The sequence below is a fragment of the Geodermatophilus sp. TF02-6 genome (assembly GCF_003319115.1).
GTDB lineage: Bacteria > Actinomycetota > Actinomycetes > Mycobacteriales > Geodermatophilaceae > Geodermatophilus.
Genome location: NZ_QOHF01000023.1, coordinates 1 through 20,546, shown reverse-complemented (window position 1 = coordinate 20,546; position 20,546 = coordinate 1). Strand labels below are relative to the sequence as shown.

Sequence of the window (20,546 nt, the reverse complement as noted above, 5' to 3'; positions counted from 1 at the left end):
GGCCTCGCAGGAAACCGCAGCTCCTCACCGTACCGGATGGGGTGATGCCTCTGGCGGCCGGTCGATCGTCACGCTTAGTGTTCGGCGCTCGTCCGGTACGGACGACGCGGAACGCGAACGACGGGGGAACGTCCATGGGGGAGAGGTCGTCCGCTGCGCTCGGACGGGTGCTGGCGGCAGTGGTCAGCGGGCTGCTGGTGACGGCGGGGCTGGGTCTCACGCCGCCGACGGCGGCGCGGGCGGACACGGCGCCGGCCACCGGCGCCCCGACCACGGTCAGCGCCGACGCGCTGCCGACGGTGCAGATCGACGGGGTCGTCTGGTCACAGGTCGTCGTGGGGAACACCGTCTACGCGGCCGGGTCGTTCACCCGCGCCCGCCCGGCGGGCGCCGCCCCGGGCACCCGGGAGACGGTCCGCAACAACCTGCTGGCCTACGACATCCGCACCGGTGAGCTGCTCACCTCCTTCGCGCCCGACCTCAACGCCCAGGCCCTGGCGGTCGCCGCCTCGCCGGACGGCTCGCGCCTCTACGTCGGCGGCGACTTCACCCGGGCCGACGGCCAGGTGCGCAACCGCATCGCCGCCTACGACACCCGCACCGGCGCGCTCGTGGCCGGCTTCGCGCCCAGCGTCAACGGCCAGGTCCGCGCCCTCGCGGCCACCGACGGCACGGTGTACCTCGGCGGCTCCCTGACCGCGGTCGGGTCGGTCAGCCGCACCCGGCTGGCGGCCGTGCGGGCTTCCGACGGCGGCCTGCTGCCGTGGGCCCCGGTGCCCGTGGCCGGGCCGACGGACGGCAACTGGCTGCCGCTGTTCGACGCCGCCGGCAAACCGATCGGCGGCACGTCCGACACCGCCCGCAACGCCCAGGCCAGCAACGAGGTCATGGCGGTGGTGCTCACCGGCAACGGCGCCCAGGTGGTCGTCTCCGGCCGCTTCTACGCCCTCAACGGCACCCGGGCGGTGGGCGTCGGTGCGCTGGACCCGGTCACCGGGGTCACCCGGCCGTTCGCGGTCAACGGGCTGATCACCAACCACGGCAGCAACTCCGCGGTGTGGAGCCTGTCGACCGACGGCAGCACGGTGTACGGCACCGGCTACGACTACTACGGCCCGGGCAACCTCGAGGGCTCCTTCGCCGCCGCGGCCGCCGGTGGCGCGGTGCGGTGGATCGCGGACTGCCGCGGGGACACCTACTCCAGCTTCGCCGCGAACGGTGCCCTCTACACCGCCTCGCACGCGCACTCGTGCATCAACATCGGCGGCTTCCCCGAACAGGATCCGCAGGTCTGGAAGCGGGCCACCGCGGTCAGCCTGGTCGCGGCCGGCCGGGTGAGCACCGCCACCCAGCGCAACGGCAACTTCACCGGTCAGCCGGCGCCGAGCCTGCTGCCGTGGTTCCCCTCGATGGCCCAGGGCACCTACACCCGGCAGTTCCAGGCCGGCTGGAGCGTGACCGGCAACGACCGGTACGTCGTCTACGGCGGCGAGTTCCCGTCGGTCAACGGCCGCGCCCAGCAGGGCCTGGTGCGCTTCGCCGTGCCCTCGATCGCCCCCAACCGGGTGGGGCCGACGTCGGGTGGCGCGGTCACGGTGACCGCCGTGGGTGACGGCGCGCTGCGCGTGGCGTGGCAGGGCGCCACCGACCCGGACAACGCCACCCTGACCTACTCGGTCCACCGGGACGGCGACAGCACGCCGGCGGCCCGCTCCACCCGCTCCTCGCAGTGGTGGCAGGCCGGTCCCATGGCCTGGACCGACCGCGCCGTCCCGGCCGGGACGCACACCTACCGCGTCACCGTCAGCGACCCGTTCGGCAACGAGACCGTGGTCGGCACCGCGTCCGGCACCGCCTCGGGCACCGGCCGGGCGCGGGCGTACGCCGACGCGGTCCACGCCGACGGAGCCACCGACCACTGGCCGATGGGCGAGCGCTCGGGGACCACCGCCTTCGACCACGCCGGGGTGTCCGACGCGACGGTCTCCGGCGGCACGGGCCTCGGCTGGGCCGGCGCGCTGCAGGGTGACAGCGACCCCTCGATGTGGTTCGACGGCAGCTCCGGCTACCTGTCGACCCGGACGCCGGTGCGCGGGCCGCACACCTTCAGCATCGAGGCCTGGTTCGAGACCCGCACCACCGCCGGCGGCAAGATCATGGGCTTCGGCGACCAGCGCACGGGGCTGAGCGCCAACCACGACCGGCAGCTGTGGCTCGACCCTGCCGGGCGGGTGCACTTCGCCGTCTGGCCCGGTACGGCCGTGGAGCTGGCCAGCCCGGCGTCCTACAACAACGGCGTCTGGCACCACGTGGTCGGGACCGTCGGACCCGCCGGCATGTCCCTGTACGTCGACGGCCGGCTGATCGGCTCGCGGGCCGACGGCACCATGGCGCAGGAGATCACCGGCTACTGGCGGATCGGTGGGGACCGCTCCTGGTCGGGGTCGAACTGGTTCAACGGCCGCATCGACGAGGTCGCCGTCTACCCGACCGTGCTCACCGCCGACCAGGTCGCGCGCCACCAGGCCCTCGGCAGCACCGGCGTCGCGCCGAACACGCCGCCGACCGCGGCGTTCACGGCCGCGGTGCAGGGGGCGACCGTCGCCCTCGACGCCTCGCGGTCGGCCGACCCCGGAGGCCGGATCACGGCTTGGGCCTGGGACTTCGGCGACGGGCGCACCGGCAGCGGGCAGACGGTCGAGCACACCTACACCGCGTCGGGGACCTATCCCGTGACCCTGCGCGTCACCGACGATGCCGGTGCGACCGGCACGACGACGCGGCAGGTGACGGTCACCGTGCTCCCGCCCAACCAGCTGCCGCAGGCGGCGTTCACCGCCGCGGCGGCGGGGCTGACCCTGTCGGTGGACGGCGGCGCGTCGGCCGACCCGGACGGCCGGCTGACCGCCTGGGCCTGGGACTTCGGTGACGGCTCGACCGGCACCGGGACGGCCACGGCGCACACCTACGCGGGGCCCGGCAGCTACCCGGTGCGCCTGACGGTCACCGACGACCGGGGCGGCACGGCGACGACGACGCGCACGGTGGCCGTCACCGCGCCGGCCGGCCCCGCGGTGCTCGCCGGCGACACCTTCAACCGGACGGTGAGCGGCGGCCTGGGCACCGCCGATGTCGGCGGGGACTGGACGGCGACGGCCGGTGCGGCCCGGCTGTCGGTGACGCCGGGCACGGCCCGCCTGGACCTGCCCGCCGCCGGCGCCAACACGGGTGCGTACCTGGGCGGGGTGTCGGCGTCCGCGGTGGACGTGCGGACCTCGGTCACGCTCAGCTCCGCGCCCACGGGGGCGGGCACGTACGTGTACGTCACCGGCCGGCGGGTCGCGACCGGCCAGGAGTACCGGGTCCGGGTGCGGGTGCTGCCCGACGGGCGGGTCGCCCTGGCGCTGTCCCGGCTCGCCTCCGGGGAGACCTTCCCGGGCGGCGAGGTCGTCGTGCCGGGCCTGACCTGGTCGCCGGGAACGGTGCTGGGCGTGCGGGTGCGGGTCAGTGGCACCGGTACCACCCAGGTCACCGGGGCGGTGTGGACCGAGGGGCAACCCGAGCCCGCCGAGCCGCAGCTCGTGCGCACCGACACCACGTCGGCGCTGCAGCAGCCCGGGTCGGTCGGGGTCGCCGCCCACCGGCCGGGTACCGCGACCGCGGCCACCGCCGTCGGCCTCGGCCGGTTCACCGTCACCGCGCTGGACTGACCGGCGCGCTCCTCCCGGCCGCCCGTGCCCTCCGGGCGGCCGGGAGCACGTCCCGGGCGGCCGGCCGCCGGGCGGTCACGCAGGGTCGTCCACGTCCCCCTCGGGCGAGGGATGGCGACGCTCCGTCACCGGATCGGAGGATCCCGCCGGGGACGACGTCGTGCGATGGTCACTCTCGGTGTCCGTCGACCCGGGGGATGGTCGGGGACCGAGCACGGGGGGAACGCATGAGTGCACCGTCGGCCGCTGCGCCGAAGAGGGTCCTGTCCGGGTTGGTGACCGCGGCTCTGGGGGCCGGCGTCCTGGCGCTGCTGCCGCCGGCGCCGGCGTCGGCGGACTCCGCGCCGGCGTCGGCGCCCTCCGCGGCGCCGACCACGGTGAGCGCGGACGCGCTGCCGACCGCCCAGATCGACGGGGTCGCCTGGTCGCAGGTCGTCGTGGGGAACACCGTCTACGTCGGCGGCTCCTTCACCACCGCGCGGCCGGCCGGCGCCGCCCCGGGCACCCGGGAGACGCCGCGGGCCAACCTGCTCGCCTACGACATCCGCACCGGCGAGCTGCTCTCCTCCTTCGCGCCGGTCCTCAACGGCCAGGTCCTGGTCGTCGCCGCCTCGCCGGACGGCTCGCGTCTCTACGTCGGCGGCGACTTCACCGAGGTCGACGGCCAGGTCCGGCGCCGCGTGGCCGCCTTCGACACCGCCAGCGGCACGCTGGTCACCACCTGGAAGCCCAGCGTCAACAGCCAGGTGCGCGCGATCGCCGCGACCGGGGACACGGTCTACCTCGGCGGCAGCATCACCGCCGTCGGCGGGGTGAGCCGCTCCCGGCTGGCCGCGGTCACCGCCGCGGACGGCGCGCTGCTGCCCTGGGCCCCCGTGCCCGGCGTCGGCTCCACCGCCGGCAACAGCAACGGCGCCACCGGCACCAGCGACGCCGTCCTCTCCCTGGTGGTGACCGGCAGGGGCGAGCAGGTGGTGGCCGCCGGCCGGTTCGACTCCGTGAACGGGGCCAGGGCCACCGGCGTCGCCGCGCTCGACCCGGTCACCGGCGCCAACCGCCCGTTCGCGATCAACCAGCTGATCACCAACCAGGGCGTCAACTCCGCCGTCTACAGCCTCTCGGTCGGCGGCGACGTCGTGTACGGCACCGCCTACGACTTCTACGGCCCGGGCAACCTCGAGGGCTCCTTCGCGGTCAGAGCCGACAGTGGCACGGTCGTCGAGGTCAACGACTGCCGCGGCGACACCTACTCGAGCTACGCCGTGAACGGCGCGCTCTACGTCGCCAGCCACACCCACGACTGCGGCAACATCGGCGGCTTCCCGGAGCAGAACCCCCGTGTGCACGAGTTCGGGACCGCCTACACGACCACGCCCACGGGGACCGTCGGCCGCAGGACGATCACCAACGGCAACTTCGCGGGCCAGCCGGCCGGCGCGCAGCTGCCCTGGTTCCCGACCCTGATGCCGGGCACCGTGACCGGTCAGAACCAGGCGGGCTGGAGCGTCACCGGCAACGGCCGGTACGTCGTCTACGCCGGCGAGTTCCCGCGGGTCAACGGCGTCGTCCAGCAGGGCCTGGTCCGGTTCGCCGTGCCCTCGATCGCGCCGAACCGGGTGGGTCCGAGCGCGCAGGGCTTCACCGCCACGGCCACCTCGCCCGCTCCCGGCCGGGTCGGCATCGGCTGGACGGCCACCAGCGACCAGGACAACGCCACCCTCACCTACGCGGTGTACCGCGAGGGGGAGGCGCTGCCGGTCTCCGAGCAGGTCAGGGCCTCGACCTGGTGGGACCTGCCCCCCATGTCGGCGACCGACGTCGGCGTGAGCGGCTCGCTGCGCTACCGCGTCACCGTCACCGACCCGTTCGGCAACTCGGTGTCCACCGACTGGGCGGCGGTCGAGGTCGCACCGGCCACCGGCACGCAGTCCCGGCCCTACGGGGACGTCGTCCGCGCCGACGGCGCCACGTCGCACTGGCGGCTGGGCGAGGCCGGCGGCTCGACGGCGGCCGACCGCATCGGCGGCTCGCCGATGACCGTGGGCACAGGCGTCACCCGGGGTGTGGCCGGCGCGGTCGGTGACGGCGACACCGCCTACGCGTTCGACGGCTCGGCTTCGGCCACGCTGGCCACCCAGACGGCCACCGCCGCGCCGAACACCTCCACCGAGGAGGCCTGGTTCCAGACCACCTCCACCAGCGGCGGCCGGATCCTCGGCTTCGCCAGCGCGAGGACCGGGAACAGCTCCACCTACGACCGGCAGGTCCACCTCGACGCCCGGGGCCGGGTGGTCTTCGGCGTCAACGTGCGCTTCCTCCGCCGGACCACGGTGCGGACGGTGACCAGCACCGCCTCGTTCAACGACGGCAGGTGGCACCACGTCGCCGCCTCGGTGGGCCCGCAGGGCATGGCCCTGTACGTCGACGGCGTGCTCGTCGGCTCGCGCACGGACACCACCTCCGGGCAGCCCTACACCGGCTACCTGCGGGTCGGGAGCGACCGGGCGATGGGCGGAGTGAACACCTTCACCGGCCGCATGGACGAGGTCGCGCTCTACCCGACGGCGCTGTCGGCCGAGCAGGTCGCGGCGCACGCCGCCGCCGGTGGGGTCGGCCGGCCGGCCAACGCCGCGCCGGCCGCACGGTTCACCTCCACCGCCACGGAGCTCACCGCCGCCTTCGACGCCGGCCGCTCGATCGACACCGACGGCACCATCGCCTCCTACGCGTGGTCCTTCGGCGACGGCGCCACGGGGAGCGGCGCCACGGTGTCGCACACCTACGCCGCCGCGGGCACCTACACCGCCACGCTCACGGTGACCGACGACCGCGGCGCCACCACCACGGCCAGCCGGCAGGTCACCGTCGCCCCGGCCCCGCCGAACCAGGCGCCGACGGCGGCGTTCACCGCCCGCCCGTCGGGGCTGACCCTGGCGGTCGACGGCTCGGCCTCGGCCGACACCGACGGCACGGTGACCGCCCACGCCTGGGACTTCGGCGACGGTGGCACCGGCACCGGCGTCGCCGCCGAGCACACCTACGCCGCGGCCGGCACCTACCGGGTGGCGCTGACGGTGACCGACGACGACGGCAGCACGTCGGTCTCCGAGCAGCAGGTCGTGGTGACCGCCCCGGTCAGCGCCGCGTTCATCGCGCGGGACACCTTCGGTCGCACCGTGCCGAACGGCCTGGGCACCGCCGACGTCGGCGGCACGTGGACGGCGTCGGTCGGGGCGGCCCGCCAGTCGGTGACCCCGGGGGTGGCCGAGCTGGCGCTGCCGGCTGCCGGCAACAACACCGGCGCGCATCTGTCCGGGGTGTCGCAGACCGGCACCGACGTGCTGACCTCGTTCTCCTTGTCGTCGATGCCGACCGGCAACGGCACCTACGTGTACGTGACCGGTCGGCGGGTCGGTGCGGGCGAGGAGTACCGGGTGCGGGTGCGGGTGATGGCCGACGGCCGGGTCGGGCTGGCGCTGTCCCGGACCACGGGCGGCACCGAGACCTTCCCCGGCGGCGAGGTGGTCGTCCCGGGCCTGACCTACGCCGAGGGCGGCACGCTGAACGTCCGGGTGCGGACGTCGGGGGTCGGTACCACGCAGGTGGCGGCGGCGGTCTGGTCGGCCGGCGCGGCCGAGCCGGGCACCCCGCAGCTGTCGCGGACCGACACGACCGCTGCCCTGCAGGCGGCCGGCGCGGTGGGTCTGGGCGCACACCGGCCCAGCGGCACCACCGCCGCGACCGCCGTGCGCTCCACCGGGTTCACCGTCACCGCGATCGACTGAGGACGCGCACATGACCCGACTGCTCCGGTTGCTGCGGCGGCCGGCCGCCGGGGCGGTCGCCGGCCAGGTCACCCAGGCGGTCGCCGGCCTGGTGCTCTCCGTCGCCGCCGCCCGTTGGCTCGGAGCGGCCGGGCTGGCCACGTTCTCCCTGGTCTACGGCCTCGTCGTCCTGGTCACCGCCGTGGTCAGCGGGCTGGTCGGCGACTCGCTGACCGTCCTCGACCGGAGCGACCCGCGCATCCGCGCGGCCCTGCACGTCTGGGCGGTCGGCATCTCCAGCGCCGCCGGCCTCGCCGGGGGAGCGCTGGCCGCCGCGACCGGGCTGCTGCCCGGGTGGGCCGCGGCGGTGCTGGGCCTGGCGGTGACCGCGTTCGTCCTCGAGGACACGCTGCGCCGGCTGCTCATGGCGATCGGGCGGTTCTGGGTGTTGCCCGCCGTCGACTGCACCGGCCTCCTGCTCGCGGTCGGCGCGCTCGCCGGCTGTGCGTTGACCGGCCCGCTCACCCTCGCTTCGTTCGCGCTCGCGCTGCTGGTCGGGCAGGCCGGCGCGGCCGCCGTCGCCTGGTGGCTGGTGCCGCCGGCCGAACGGCCGCGCGGCCCCTGGCGGGCGCCAGACCTCGGCGCGGTGTGGGGCTTCGGGATCTGGCGGGCGGGCGCCCAGACCGTCCGCCCGGCGCTGTTGACCGGCCTGCGGCTGGTCGTGGTCGCCGCCGCGGGCGCGGCCGCGTACGGGCCGCTGGAGGCCGCCCGCGTCTACACCGCCCCCGTGCTCGTCGTCGTCACCGGGCTCGGCTCCTTCCTGCTGCCGCACTACGTCGCCACCCGCGGCCGGCCGCCCGCCGAGCAGCTGCGGGCCGCCGACCGCGCGGTGGCCGCGCTGGCCGGCGCGGTGGCCGCCCTCGGCGTGCTCACGCTCGCCGGGCAACCGGTCGCCGAGCCGCTGCTCACCGGCGGCGCCTACACCGTGCCGGTGGCCGCCGTGGTCGGGTGGAGCGGGTACGCGGTGGCCAGCGCCGTCCTGCTGCCGTACTCGGCGCTGGCGACGGTGCACGGGCGGCAGCGGCGGGTGCTGGCGCTGCGGCTGCTGGAGTTCGCCGGCCTCGCCGCCGTGTGTGCCCTGGTCGTCGGGGTCGACGGCGCGCAGGTGTGGGCGCCGCTGGCGCTGGCGGTGGGCCCGCTGCTGGTCGCGGTGGCCGTGCGGCAGACGGTGCTGCGGCCACTGTCCGCCCCGGTCGTGGCGCGCCCGGAGCCGGTCGCCGCCTGAGTCCCGCTCGTCCGGCGAGCGGGGTGCCCGTCAGCGGAGGGCGAGCCGCTCCTCGACGGCCGCGCGGATGCGGCCCACGACGTCGGTCCAGCTGGGCACCTCGACGACCGGGCTGGGGCTGGGCGGGCCGGCCAGCTCGGCACGGACGGCCGCGGCGATCGACCCGGTGTCGCGCGGGTCGAAGAACGCGGCCGCCGGGGCGAGCTCCCGGAAGGCGGGGATGTCGCTGAGCACCATGGGTGCGCCGGCCAGTGCTGCCTCGACCACCGGGAGACCGAAGCCCTCGTCGAGGGAGGGGAAGACGAACAGCCGGCAGTTCTCGTACAGCCAGGCCAGCGCGCCGTCGTCCACCCCGCCGACGAACCGCACCCGCCGGTCGGCGGGATCGTGCCGGGTGGTGGCCAGCCCGTCGGGCTCGCCGACCACCACCAGCGGCCGCTCGGGGGTCACCAGGCCGTGCGCCAGCACCGCGTCGACCAGCCGGCCGACGTTCTTGCGGACGTTGAGGCGGCCCACGCACAGCAGGAACCCGCCCGGGGCCAGGTCCAGGCCCGGGTCGATGGCCCGCCGGGAGCGGAAGGACTCCGGCACGCTCAGGCCCACCGGCACGACCTTGCCGGCCAACCCCGGCCGGCAGCGGACGATCCGGTCGGCCTCGGCCCGCGTGGAGGTCAGCACCAGGTCGGCGAAGCGGGCCGACCACGGCATGCCGGCGAAGTACGCCCGCTCGAGCCGGGTGAAGAACTCGGGGTGCTCGTCGAACATCAGGTCGTGGACGAAGGTCGCCCGCAGCGCCCTCGACCGCAGCGGGGTGTAGTTCTGCGCCAGGACGACGTCGGCGTCGGTGGCCGAGCCGAGCTCGGTGAGCACGCTGACCCCGTGCGGGGACAGGCGCACCGGCACGACGTCGATCGGCGCGTCCCCGACCAGCTCGGCCACCTGCGTCCGGTGCCGGCGGGGGACCGCCACGGTCAGCTCGTCGCCCAGGAAGGCGGCCGACCAGGTCCGCACGAACGAGTCGACGACCCGCCGTCCCGACACCTGGCCCTCGACCCACCAGTAGGCGTCGAAGAGCACCCTCATCGGACCGGTACCTCCTGTCGGGGGCCCACGGGGGCCGGGAGCCGCTGCGGGTCGAGCTCCTCCCGCAGCCGGCGGCGGGAGCCGCCCTCGGCAAGCAGCGAGACGGCCACCAGGCCGAGGAAGGCCGGGGTGGCGTCGAACAGGCCGCTCTCCAGCAGGCTGCGCCCGACCAGGAAGACCAGCAGGCCGAGGAACAGCGCCCGGTGCTCGCGCGGGGCCCGCAGCGCGCCCCGCACCGTCCACAGCACCCAGCCTCCGGCGACGGCGACGCCGAGCAGGCCGGCCTGTACCACGGCGGAGACCCAGCTGCTGTCCAGCGGCTGCTCGTGCCACCACTGGCCCTTCACCGCGATGATCTTCACCGACAGCCCGCCGCCGAAGACCCGCGCCCAGCCGTCCTCGGCCCAGGTGCGGGCGGCGTCCCAGGCGACGAAGCGCGACTCCAGGGTGCTGGTGCCGGTGCCGTCGCGCTCCAGGAAACCGGTCAGCGCGCCGGTGGACAGCGCCGCGACCGCGCCGGCCGCGGCCAGCAGCAGCCCGCCGACGACCAGCCCCACCGGTGCCCGCCGGACGTGCAGCCCGACGACCCCCACGCCCAGCACGAGCATGAGCAGGCCGGTGCGGGAGCCGGTGGCCCACACCACGGCCAGGCCGGCCGCGGCGACCAGGGCGCTGCGCCAGCCGGCCTCGTCCAGCACCACCCGCCAGGCGGCGACGACCACCACCACGCCGGCCAGCAGAGCCAGCTCGTTCGGGGTGAGCGGCGGGACGCCGCCGGAGAGCCGGCCGGTGCCGGCGCTCGGCAGCCCGGTGACGGTGGCGGCCAGGGCCACCAGGCCGCAGGCCCGGGCGAGGGCGGTGACCGCCTCGTGCACCGTGGCGCTGCGCAGGAGGGCGGAGACGGTGAGCGCCACCACGGCCACCCGGACGGCGACCGTGCCGCCGGCCAGCAGGGTGCCGTGGGCGAGGGCACCGAGGACCGACCCGCCCAGCAGGACGGCGAGCACCCACAGCGTGCCGGTACCCAGCCGCCGCCGGGGCCCGGTCGCGGCGGCCAGGACGGCGAGGGCGAGGGCCAGCACGCTCAGCGCGGCCTTGCCCAGGACGACCGGGTCCAGCGAGCCGGCGAAGTACTGCCCGCGCCGCCAGCCGACCGTGCTCACGACCAGCAGCAGCGCGACGAGCTGCCGCCCGACAGGGCCGGCGAGCAGCCCCGGCCGCGCCGCGCTCACCGGCGCGGGGTGGCCGCCGTGCCCTCGCCCACGGTGCCCGTCCGGGGCGACGGGGCGCCGACACGCGGCGCCGCGGCGACCGGCCCGGCCGCGGGCAGCGGCGCCTCGGGGGCCGGCCGGGCGCGGCGCCGGCGGGGTACGAGGGCGACGGCGAGCGGGCGGAGCCCGGCGCGGGCCAGGATGGCGCGCACCTCCCGCAGCTCGGCCGCGGCCACCCGGCCGCCGGGGACGACGAGCACGACGTCGGCGCCGCGCTCGGCGACCTCCCGCCACACGCGCGGCGCGGCCAGCGGGTCGGCGACCTCCACGTGGATCCGCGACCCCGGTCCGGTGAGCTCGAGCGCCTCGGGGCCGCCCACCGCCGCGGTGGTGCCGCGCCGGCGCAGCGCGGTCGCCACGCCCCGCGCGAGGGAGCAGGCAGCGCCCTCCTCCGCGGGAGCGGGACAGACCAGCACGGCCCGGACCGGTCGCTGCTCGGCGAGCGCCTCCAGCCGCCGGGCCAGGACCGCGGCCGCCGAGCCGGTCAGCGCGCTGCGCCGGGCGCGGCCCCGGTGCTGCCCGAGCACCTCCACGTCGTCCCCACCCCAGGCGCAGCGCACGTCGTCGGCGGTGTGGACGGCGGTGTCGAGCCGGCTGCGGACGACGGCGGCGGCCAGCCCGAGGAAGAGGCCCACGAGCAGCCCGAGGCCGACGACGTCCCGGGCGACCGGCGCCACCGGTGCGGACGGCGCGGTGGCGGGGTCGGTGACGGTCAGCTCGACCGGCCGGTTGCCGGAGGTCGGCGTCTCCAGGTCCTCGACGACGTCGGTCAGGCGCTCGGCGACGGCGTTGGCGACCGCGGCGGCCTGCTGCGGGTCCCGGCCGTTGACGGCGACCTCCACCTGGGAGGTGTCGACCGGGTTGGTCGCCGAGATCCGGGCGCGCAGGTCGGCCAGCGACTCGTCGAGGTCCAGCTGCCGGACCACCGGGCCGAGGACCGACTCGCTGACCACGACGTCGGGGTAGCTCTTGACCCGCTGCTGGACGAAGGCGGCGCTGTTCGGGATCGAGGGGGACACCGAGACGAAGACCCGCGCCGACGCCTGGTACGTCGGCGGGGTCACCGCGACGACGAGTACCCCGAGGAGCACGCCGAGGACGGTCCCGCCGACCCAGACCGCCCAGTTCCGGCGCAGCGCGGCGAGGTAGTCCCGCAGTTCCATGTCGGTGTCGCTCCTGACCGTGCTCCTTGCGCGGGGCCACCGACCGCCGGACCGGCGCCGGCGACGGCCCCGACGCCCCCGCGTCCTCCGTCGGCTGCCGACGCTAGGGGCCCGGGAGGGACGGTCGACAGCTCCCGGTCGGCCGCCTCACCCCTCGGGGGCACGGGCCGGCCGCGGCGCCTCCGGAGCGGCCGCACGATGGGGTGAAGACGACCGCCGAGGTCACCCTGCGTGATCGTCGATCGACTAGCTTTCCGGCAGATCCAGCGGTCGAGGCCGGCTCCGACGTCCGGACGCTGACGCTGGGTGGTCGGCGCGGGTGTGCCGGCGCGGAGAACTCGGGGGGATCGCATGACGGTGGTCGGCTACGCGCCGGGTGCCTACGACCTGTTCCACATCGGGCACCTCAACCTGCTGCGGCGTGCCGCGGAGCACTGCGACCGGCTGGTCGCCGGCGTCGTCTCCGACGAGGTGCTGCTGCTCACCAAGGGCCGGCTGCCGGTCGTGCCCCTGGCCGAGCGGATGGAGATCGTGCGCAGCCTGCGCATCGTCGACGCGGTGCACGCCGAGACCGTGCCCGACAAGGTCGACACCTGGCGCGAGGTGCGCTTCGACGTCCTGTTCAAGGGCGACGACTGGCGGGGCACGCCCAAGGGGGAGAGGTTGGCGCGTGACCTCGCAGCCCGGGGCGTCGCCGTGCACTACTTCCCGTACACGGTGCACACGTCGAGCACGCTGCTCCGCCAGACGCTGGCCGCGCTCGGCGGGGAGGCCCCCGTCCGCTGGGCGGTGTGACGGCGGGGTCGCGCCGGTCCGCCCGCGGCCCCGCTGCAGGGGCCCGCGGCGAGCGAGCGAGCCGTGGGGGGCAGCGGGGTCCTTACACTGGAGGTCCGGCCCCCCGCGCACCCGGCGCGACGCGTGCGGCCACCGGAACTCGGGAGAACCCCTCGTGACCCTCCGCGGCGTGCTCGACGTCGTCCTCACCGACCCCGGCATGGCCCGCGTGGTGGCCGCCGCCGGGAACGCGGACCTGGCGGTCACCGCGCCGCCGTCCGTGCACCCGCTGGTCGCCGCCGCGCTGGCAGCGCACCGGGGCGGCGCCGGGGTGCCCGTCCTGGTCGTGACGGCGGGGGAGCGGGACGCCGACGCCGTCGCCGAGCAGCTGCGCTGCTTCCTGCCCGACCGGCGCACCGAGGTGTTCCCCGCCTGGGAGACGCTGCCGCACGAGCGGCTCTCCCCGCGCGCGGACACCGTCGGCCGCCGGCTCGCGGTGCTGCGCGACCTGGCGCACCCGGGGGTGAACGGGCCGGTCGACGTGCTGGTCGCGCCGGTGCGCAGCGTGCTGCAGCCGCTGGCCCCCGGCCTGGGCGACCTCACGCCGGTCGAGCTGCGCCCGGGGGACACCGCGGAGCTGGACGACGTCGCCCGCGCCCTGGCCGACGCCGCCTACACCCGCGTGGAGCTGGTGGAGAAGCGCGGCGAGTTCGCCGTCCGCGGCGGCCTGGTCGACGTCTTCCCGCCCACCGAGCCGCACCCGGTGCGCGTCGAGTTCTGGGGCGACGAGGTCGACGAGCTGCGCTACTTCGCCGCCGCCGACCAGCGCTCCCTCGACGAGCGCCCCGAGCGGCTGTGGGCGCCGCCGTGCCGCGAGCTGCTGCTCACCGACGCCGTGCGCGCCCGCGCGGCGGCGCTCGCCGCCGAGCACCCCGGCCTGGTCGAGGTCCTCGGCAAGCTGGCCGAGGGCATCGCCGTCGAGGGCATGGAGTCGCTGACCCCGGCGCTCGTCAGCGGGGGCGGCGGGGCGGGCGGACAGTCGGCAGACCTCCAGCTGCTCACCGACCTGGTGCCCACCGGCACCCACGTGCTGGTCTGCGACCCCGAGCGGGTGCGCAGCCGCGCCGCGGACCTGGTGCGCACCGCCGAGGAGTTCCTCGCCGCCTCGTGGGCCACCGCCGCCAGCTCCTCGGACGGCATGGCCGGGGAGGCGCCGCTGGACCTCGGGGCGTCGTCCTTCCGCGACCTCGCCGACGTCGAGGCCGCCGCCCGCGGCCGCGGCCTGCCGTGGTGGACGACGGGGGCGTTCACCCTGGGGGACGACGAACGAGCCGTCACCCTCGACGCGACTCCCGTCGAGCGCTTCTCCGGCGACGTGCCGCGCGCGATCGAGACGATGCGCGGCTGGCACCGGGACGGCTGGCGGGTGGTCGTCACCTTCGCCGGCCCCGGACCCGCCCAGCGCGCCGCGGACCAGTTCACCGAGGCCGACCTCGGCACCCGCCTGGTGCCCGACGTCGCCACCGCGCCCGAGCCGCGGCTGACCTCGGTCACCCAGGGCACCCTCGAGGCCGGGTTCACCTTCCCCGGCGTCGGGCTGGCGCTGGTCACCGAGCACGACCTGACCGGGCAGCGTGGCACCTCGATGCGCGACGCGGTCAAGATGCCCGCCCGTCGGCGCAACGCCGTCGACCTGGTGCAGCTGCAGCCCGGCGACCTCGTCGTCCACGAGCAGCACGGCATCGGCCGGTACATCGAGATGGTCAGCCGCACCGTCAACGGCGGCCAGCGCGACTACCTGATCGTCGAGTACGCGCCGTCGCGGCGCAACCAGCCGCCGGACCGGCTGTTCGTCCCCACCGACGCCCTCGACCAGCTCACCCGCTACGTCGGCGGCGAGCAGCCCGCGCTGTCCAAGCTCGGCGGCGCCGACTGGCAGAAGACCAAGAACCAGGCCCGCCGGGCGGTCAAGCAGATCGCCGCCGAGCTGATCCGGCTCTACTCGGCCCGCATGGCGACCAAGGGGCACACGTTCGGCCCGGACACCGTGTGGCAGCGCGAGCTGGAGGACGCCTTCCCGTTCACCGAGACCCCCGACCAGCTGGCCGCGATCGACGAGGTCAAGGCCGACATGGAGCAGCCGGTCCCGATGGACCGGATCATCTGCGGCGACGTCGGCTACGGCAAGACCGAGATCGCCGTCCGGGCGGCGTTCAAGGCGGTGCAGGACGGCAAGCAGGTCGCCGTCCTGGTGCCGACGACGCTGCTGGCCAGCCAGCACCTCAAGACCTTCTCCGAGCGGGTCGCGCAGTTCCCGGTGGAGGTACGGGTGCTCTCCCGCTTCCAGTCCGACGCCGAGGCCGCCCAGATCCTGCGCGAGCTGGCCAGCGGGGAGGTCGACATCCTCGTCGGCACCCACCGGCTGCTCCAGCCGACGACGAGGTGGAAGGACCTCGGCCTGGTCATCGTGGACGAGGAGCAGCGCTTCGGCGTCGAGCACAAGGAGTACCTGAAGACCATGCGGACGGCGGTCGACGTCCTGTCGATGTCGGCCACCCCGATCCCGCGCACCCTGGAGATGAGCCTGACCGGCATCCGGGAGATGTCGACGATCCTCACCCCGCCGGAGGAGCGGCACCCGGTGCTGACCTACGTCGGTGCGTGGGACGACAAGCAGATGGCCGCGGCGATCCGCCGGGAGCTGCTGCGCGACGGGCAGGTCTTCGTCATCCACAACCGGGTGCAGTCGATCGACAAGGCCGCCGCGAAGATCCGCGCCCTGGTGCCCGAGGCCCGCGTCGCCGTGGGCCACGGGCAGATGAAGGAGCACGAGCTCGAGCGGATCATGGTCGGCTTCTGGGAGAAGGAGTACGACGTCCTGGTGGCGACGACGATCGTCGAGTCCGGCCTGGACATCCCGAACGCCAACACCCTGATCGTCGACCGCGCCGACACCTTCGGGCTCTCTCAGCTGCACCAGATCCGCGGGCGGGTCGGCCGCGGCCGGGAGCGGGCCTACGCCTACTTCACCTACGACCCCTCCCGGCCGCTGACCGAGACCTCGGTGGACCGGCTCACGACCATCGCGCACAACACCGACCTCGGCGCCGGCATGGCGGTGGCGATGAAGGACCTGGAGATCCGCGGCGCGGGCAACCTGCTCGGCGGCGAGCAGTCCGGGCACATCGCCGGGGTCGGGTTCGACCTCTACGTCCGGCTGGTCGGCGAGGCGGTCGCCGACTACCGCGCCCAGGTCGGCGGCGAACAGGCGCCGGCCGAGCCGGCCGAGGTCCGGGTCGACCTGCCGGTCGACGCGCACCTGCCGCACGACTACGTGCCCGGCGAGCGGCTGCGCATGGAGGCCTACCGCAAGGTCGCCTCGGTGCAGGACGACGCGCAGGCGCAGGCGGTCCTCGACGAGCTCACCGACCGCTACGGCACCCCGCCGGCGCCGGTGCTCAACCTGCTGGCCGTGGCCCGCTTCCGGGCGGCGATGCGGCGGTTCGGCGTCACCGAGGTCTCCCTGCAGGGGCGGGCCGTCCGGATCGGCCCGGTGCCGCTGCGCGAGTCCCAGCAGATGCGCCTCGCCCGCCTGGCCGACGGCGCCACCTACAAGTCCGCCGTCCAGACGATCTCGCTCAAGGTGCCGGTCGGCCCGGACCGGCGCACCCCGCTGCGCGACGTCGCCCTGCTGGAGAACCTGCACTCGCTGCTGGCCGCCGTCCTGGAAGGACCTCCTGCCCCCCACCGCTCGTTGAAGGACCCCGTCCTCCCCACCCCTCACGAGCTCGGGGCGGGACCCGGGACGGGGCCGGGGGCCCTGCAGGAGGCCTGAGCGGGCCGCCTGCAGGGTGGGTCACTCCCGGTGTGGCACGCTCCGCTGGTGCAGACCCGTCGCCTGACCGCCTCGCTGGCCGTCGGCCTGGCCGCCCTCGCCGGGGTGGCCGGCTGCCGGACCTCGCCCGGCGTCGCGGCCTACGTCGGGGACGAGCAGGTGAGCGTGGCCGAGCTGGACACGGCGGTCGACCAGCGGCTGGACGACCCCGCCCTCGCCGCCGCCGTCGAGGGGCAGGAGGACCAGTTCACCCGGCTGGTGCTCACCCGGCTGGTGCAGGCCGAGGTCTACGACCAGGTCGCGCAGCGCTACGGCGTCACCACGGACGACGCCGACGTGCAGGCCCTGCTCGACCAGCTGCTCGGCGGCCAGGACCCCGAGGCCGTCTACGCCCAGGCCGCCACCCAGGGCGTGGGCCGGGCCGACGTCGTCGAGAGCGTGCGCGAGCGGCTGGTGCGCGAGCGCATCGTCGCGGCCGAGGACCTCGCCGACCTCGGCGAGCAGCGGCTGCGCCAGGACTACGAGCAGCAGCTGCCCGCCCTGACGCAGGTCCGCCTCGGCTACGTCACCGTGCCCGACCAGGCCGCCGCCGACGCCGCCGTCGCCACGCTGCAGGCCGACCCGAGCGCCTACCCGGCGCTCGCCGCGCGGTACCCGGGCAGCACGACGCTGCCCGAGGTCTCCGCGGGCACCCCCGACCAGGTGCCGGCGCCGCTGGCCGACCGGGTCGCCGCCGCCGCGCCGAACACGGCCTTCTCGCTCCCCGTGCCGGGCGTCCCCGGCGTCCTCGTGGTCTTCGTCGGTGACCGCCTCGTCCCGACCTTCGAGGAGGCCCGGCCGCAGCTGGAGCAGGCGGCCGCGGAACAGGCGGACGACGCCGCCCAGCAGCGGGTGGCCGACGTCCGCGCCGACCTGGACATCACCGTCAACCCCCGCTTCGGCGTCATCGACGACGGCACGATCGTGCCGGCCGACGGTGGGGTGGTCGACGTCCTCGGGGGCAGCAGCGACGGCTGACCGGCGGCTGCCGGAGACTGACCGGGTGCCCGTCGCGCTCGCCGTCACCGTCGCGCCCTCCCTACCCGGACTGCTCGGCCCCGCCGCCTGGCAGGCGCTCACCCGTGGCCGGCCCGTGGTCGCCACGCCCGGGGCCGCCGCGACCGCCGCGGCGCTGCGGGCGGCCGGCTGGCGTGTCGAGGACCTCCCGGACGCCGGCGCCGCGGCCGACCGGCCCGACGAGGTGGTCGCGCTGGTCGCACCCGGGGACGACGTGGCCGCCGCCGAGGTCGTCGACGGCCGGCCGGCTCTCCCCGGCGCCCGGCTGCTCGACGTCGTCGCCGTGATGGATCGGTTGCGCTCGCCCGGCGGCTGCCCGTGGGACGCCGAGCAGACGCACGCCTCCCTGCGCGGCTACCTGCTCGAGGAGGCGCACGAGGCCTACGACGCGATCGTGGACGACGACCCCGTGGCGATGCGCGAGGAGCTCGGTGACGTGCTGCTCCAGGTGGTGTTCCACGCCCGGGTCGCCGCCGAGGCCGGGCCGGGGCGCCGGTTCGCGATCGACGACGTCGCCGAGGACCTGGTGGACAAGCTGGTCCGCCGGCACCCGCACGTCTTCGGTGACGTCGGGCCGCGCGACGTGGCCCAGGTCGAGGCCGGCTGGGAGGAGATCAAGAAGGCGGAGAAGCAGCGCCGTTCGCCGACCGAGGGCGTCTCCCGGTCCCAGCCGGCGGCCGCGTGGGGAGCGGCCTTGGTGCGTCGCGCGGGCCGGGCCGGGCTGCCGGTCCCGGAGCCCGCGCAGCTGTCCGCCCGCAGCCCCGAGGAGCTGGGCGAGCGGTTGCTGGCCGTGGTCGGTGCCGCGGCGCAGCGCGGGTGGGACGTCGAGGACGCCCTCCGGGAGGCGGTCCGCCGCTACGCCGGGGAGCTCGACGCCGCGGCGGCCGAACGTGCGGAGGGACCAGCGCCGCACTGACCCCGCCGACGGGGCCGCCTCGGCTGCGGCCGGGACCGTGGTGGTCCGTGCCTGGTGCTCCGTCCACAGTTGCTCGAGGAACATCGGCGCTCCGTCCACAGGCCACATCGTCGCTGCTCAGGGACGTGTTCATCCGCTATCGTCGAACATGTGTTCGACGACTTCCCGGCTGCAGCACCTCCCGGCGCGTCGTCTTTCGAACACGGCCTGACCGCGGTGCTGGATCGTGGTGGGGCCGGTGCGACCGCACCACTGTCCGACGGCGACCGCTTCGTCGTGGACGTCACCCACTCGGACCTGCTCTCGGGTCTGCGCTGGCTCACCGATGCGGAGCTGACGGGGCACGGCCCCGGCCGCGACCTGAGTGGCGACCTCGTGCCTGGAGCCGGCGAGCTCGAATGGCTGCTGGCGGCCGGCGCGGAGCTGCTGGCGCGGGCCGCGGCGGCGTCGCAGGAGATCGCCCGACTGTCAGCGGTGGTCGTGAGGGAACTCGCCGCGTTCGCCCGCTGCCGTCCGGCGGCCCTGCTGGACCGGCAGCCCGGCGAGCGGGGCGCGATGTCGGCGGCCACCCGGGCGGCCCGTCCGACAGCGCTGATCGAGGTGAGCGAGTGGGCGGTCGACGAGGTGGCGCCGACGCTGCGGATCTCCGCCGCGGCAGCCACGGCACAGCTGGTGGAGTCGCTCGTGCTCACGGAGCGACTCCCGCTGACCCTCGACCTGTTGGCGCAGGGCGTGCTCAGCCCGGCCCACGCCCGTCAGATGGTCAACGTCGTCGGGCCGGTCGCGGACGACGCGCTGCGCGCCGACATCGAGGCGCACGTGCTGGGCCTGCGGGGCAGCAAGACGCCGCCCCAGCTGGGGGACTGTGCCCGCCGGATCGTGCTGCGAAAGGACGCCGACGCCGCGGCGCGCACGCTGGTCGCCGCGATCCGGGAGCGCGGGGTGCGGCTGCACGACCGCCGCGACGGCACCGCCACGGTCGCCCTCGATCTGCCCCTCCCGGTCGCCGCGACGATCTACCGGGCCCTGGAGGCCCATGCCGACCAGGCCCGGGTCGACGGAGACCAGCGGACCAAGCAGCAGCGCATGGCCGACTGCGTCCAGGACCTGATCCTGCGGCCGGGCGAGCACGGCCTGGCACCGGTCACCATTGCGCTCACCCTGGTCGCCACCCTGGAGACGATGCTCGGCGGCGCCGAGCCGGGGCAGGTGGAGGGGTATGTGGTGTCGGCGGAGATGGTGCGCGAGCTGGCCTACACCTTCGGCCTGCTGCCCCGCCCCGCGCCCGTGCTGGACGACCTGCCCGCGCAGCCGGACGGCGAGACGCCCCCGGCCGCCCCGGCCGGGCGGCAGGACAGCCGCCAGGACTCCTCCGCGGTGGCCGGGTCGGCTGCGCCGCCCGCCGCTGCACTGGTGCCGGGCGAGCCGCCCGGCGGGGCGCCCGCGGATCAGCCGGACTCGGCGCCGGAGGATGCGACGGTTGGGCCCGCTGCTCGTCCCGATCCACCCACAGCGGGTGGCCCCACCCCGGTGGCCGACCGCCCACTCAGCGAGTGGATGGTGCTGGCCGCGGCCCGGCACCAGGCCGCCGTCCGCGCAGGCCTGGCCGGCGCCCGGCAGGCCATCTGCGACGGAACCTGGACCGACGGGGAGCTGCGGGCCGTGCTGGACCTGGGGGCGCTGCTCGGG

Annotated in this window: 11 protein-coding genes; 8 read left to right on the top strand and 3 right to left on the bottom strand. The window is 76.1% G+C overall.

All coding sequences use genetic code 11. The features are described 5' to 3' along the window. The first annotated feature begins 167 nt into the window (after positions 1–167). The 3 genes from DQ238_RS18410 (at position 168) to DQ238_RS18400 (ending at position 8,759) form a co-directional block, all read left to right on the top strand. Complete coding sequence (locus DQ238_RS18410) at positions 168–3,710, top strand: PKD domain-containing protein (protein WP_233496089.1); 3,543 nt, start codon at positions 168–170, stop codon at positions 3,708–3,710. 275 nt (positions 3,711–3,985) lie between these two features. Further along, entirely contained in the window at positions 3,986–7,495 is a 3,510-nt protein-coding gene (locus DQ238_RS18405) for a PKD domain-containing protein (protein WP_233496088.1), read from the top strand. Between the two features lie 10 nt (positions 7,496–7,505). Further along, the gene (locus DQ238_RS18400; RefSeq protein ID WP_113782706.1) at positions 7,506–8,759 is read left to right on the top strand and encodes a hypothetical protein; all 1,254 of its coding nucleotides are present in this window, start codon (positions 7,506–7,508) and stop codon (positions 8,757–8,759) included. A 30-nt stretch (positions 8,760–8,789) separates the two neighbouring features. On the opposite strand, the gene DQ238_RS18395 is transcribed toward DQ238_RS18400, so the two are convergent. The 3 genes from DQ238_RS18395 to DQ238_RS18385 are packed head-to-tail and all read right to left on the bottom strand — an operon-like array spanning position 8,790 to position 12,276. After that, entirely contained in the window at positions 8,790–9,842 is a 1,053-nt protein-coding gene (locus DQ238_RS18395) for a glycosyltransferase family 1 protein (RefSeq protein WP_147263119.1), read from the bottom strand. Further along, on the bottom strand, positions 9,839–11,074 hold the full coding sequence (locus DQ238_RS18390) for a hypothetical protein (protein ID WP_113782704.1): 1,236 nt from the start codon (positions 11,072–11,074) through the stop codon (positions 9,839–9,841). Before DQ238_RS18390 ends, DQ238_RS18395 begins: the two co-directional genes overlap by 4 nt. After that, positions 11,071–12,276, bottom strand: coding sequence for a YveK family protein (locus tag DQ238_RS18385; RefSeq protein ID WP_113782703.1), 1,206 nt, complete (start codon positions 12,274–12,276; stop codon positions 11,071–11,073). The genes DQ238_RS18390 and DQ238_RS18385 overlap by 4 nt, the downstream gene beginning before the upstream one ends. 351 nt (positions 12,277–12,627) lie before the next feature. On the opposite strand from DQ238_RS18385, the gene DQ238_RS18380 reads away from it, so the two are divergent. The 5 genes from DQ238_RS18380 to DQ238_RS18360 form a co-directional block, all read left to right on the top strand. Next, the gene (locus DQ238_RS18380) at positions 12,628–13,071 is read left to right on the top strand and encodes an adenylyltransferase/cytidyltransferase family protein (protein WP_113782702.1); all 444 of its coding nucleotides are present in this window, start codon (positions 12,628–12,630) and stop codon (positions 13,069–13,071) included. Between the two features lie 154 nt (positions 13,072–13,225). Then, complete coding sequence (gene mfd, locus DQ238_RS18375; protein WP_233496087.1) at positions 13,226–16,885, top strand: transcription-repair coupling factor; 3,660 nt, start codon at positions 13,226–13,228, stop codon at positions 16,883–16,885. A gap of 48 nt (positions 16,886–16,933) precedes the next feature. Then, the gene (locus DQ238_RS18370; protein ID WP_147263117.1) at positions 16,934–17,902 is read left to right on the top strand and encodes a peptidyl-prolyl cis-trans isomerase; all 969 of its coding nucleotides are present in this window, start codon (positions 16,934–16,936) and stop codon (positions 17,900–17,902) included. Positions 17,903–17,927: 25 nt separating this feature from the next. Further along, positions 17,928–18,857, top strand: coding sequence for a MazG family protein (locus DQ238_RS18365; RefSeq protein WP_113782700.1), 930 nt, complete (start codon positions 17,928–17,930; stop codon positions 18,855–18,857). 150 nt (positions 18,858–19,007) lie between these two features. Continuing rightward, on the top strand, positions 19,008–20,546 hold a 1,539-nt coding region (locus tag DQ238_RS18360), incomplete at its 3' end, for a DUF222 domain-containing protein (protein WP_113782699.1).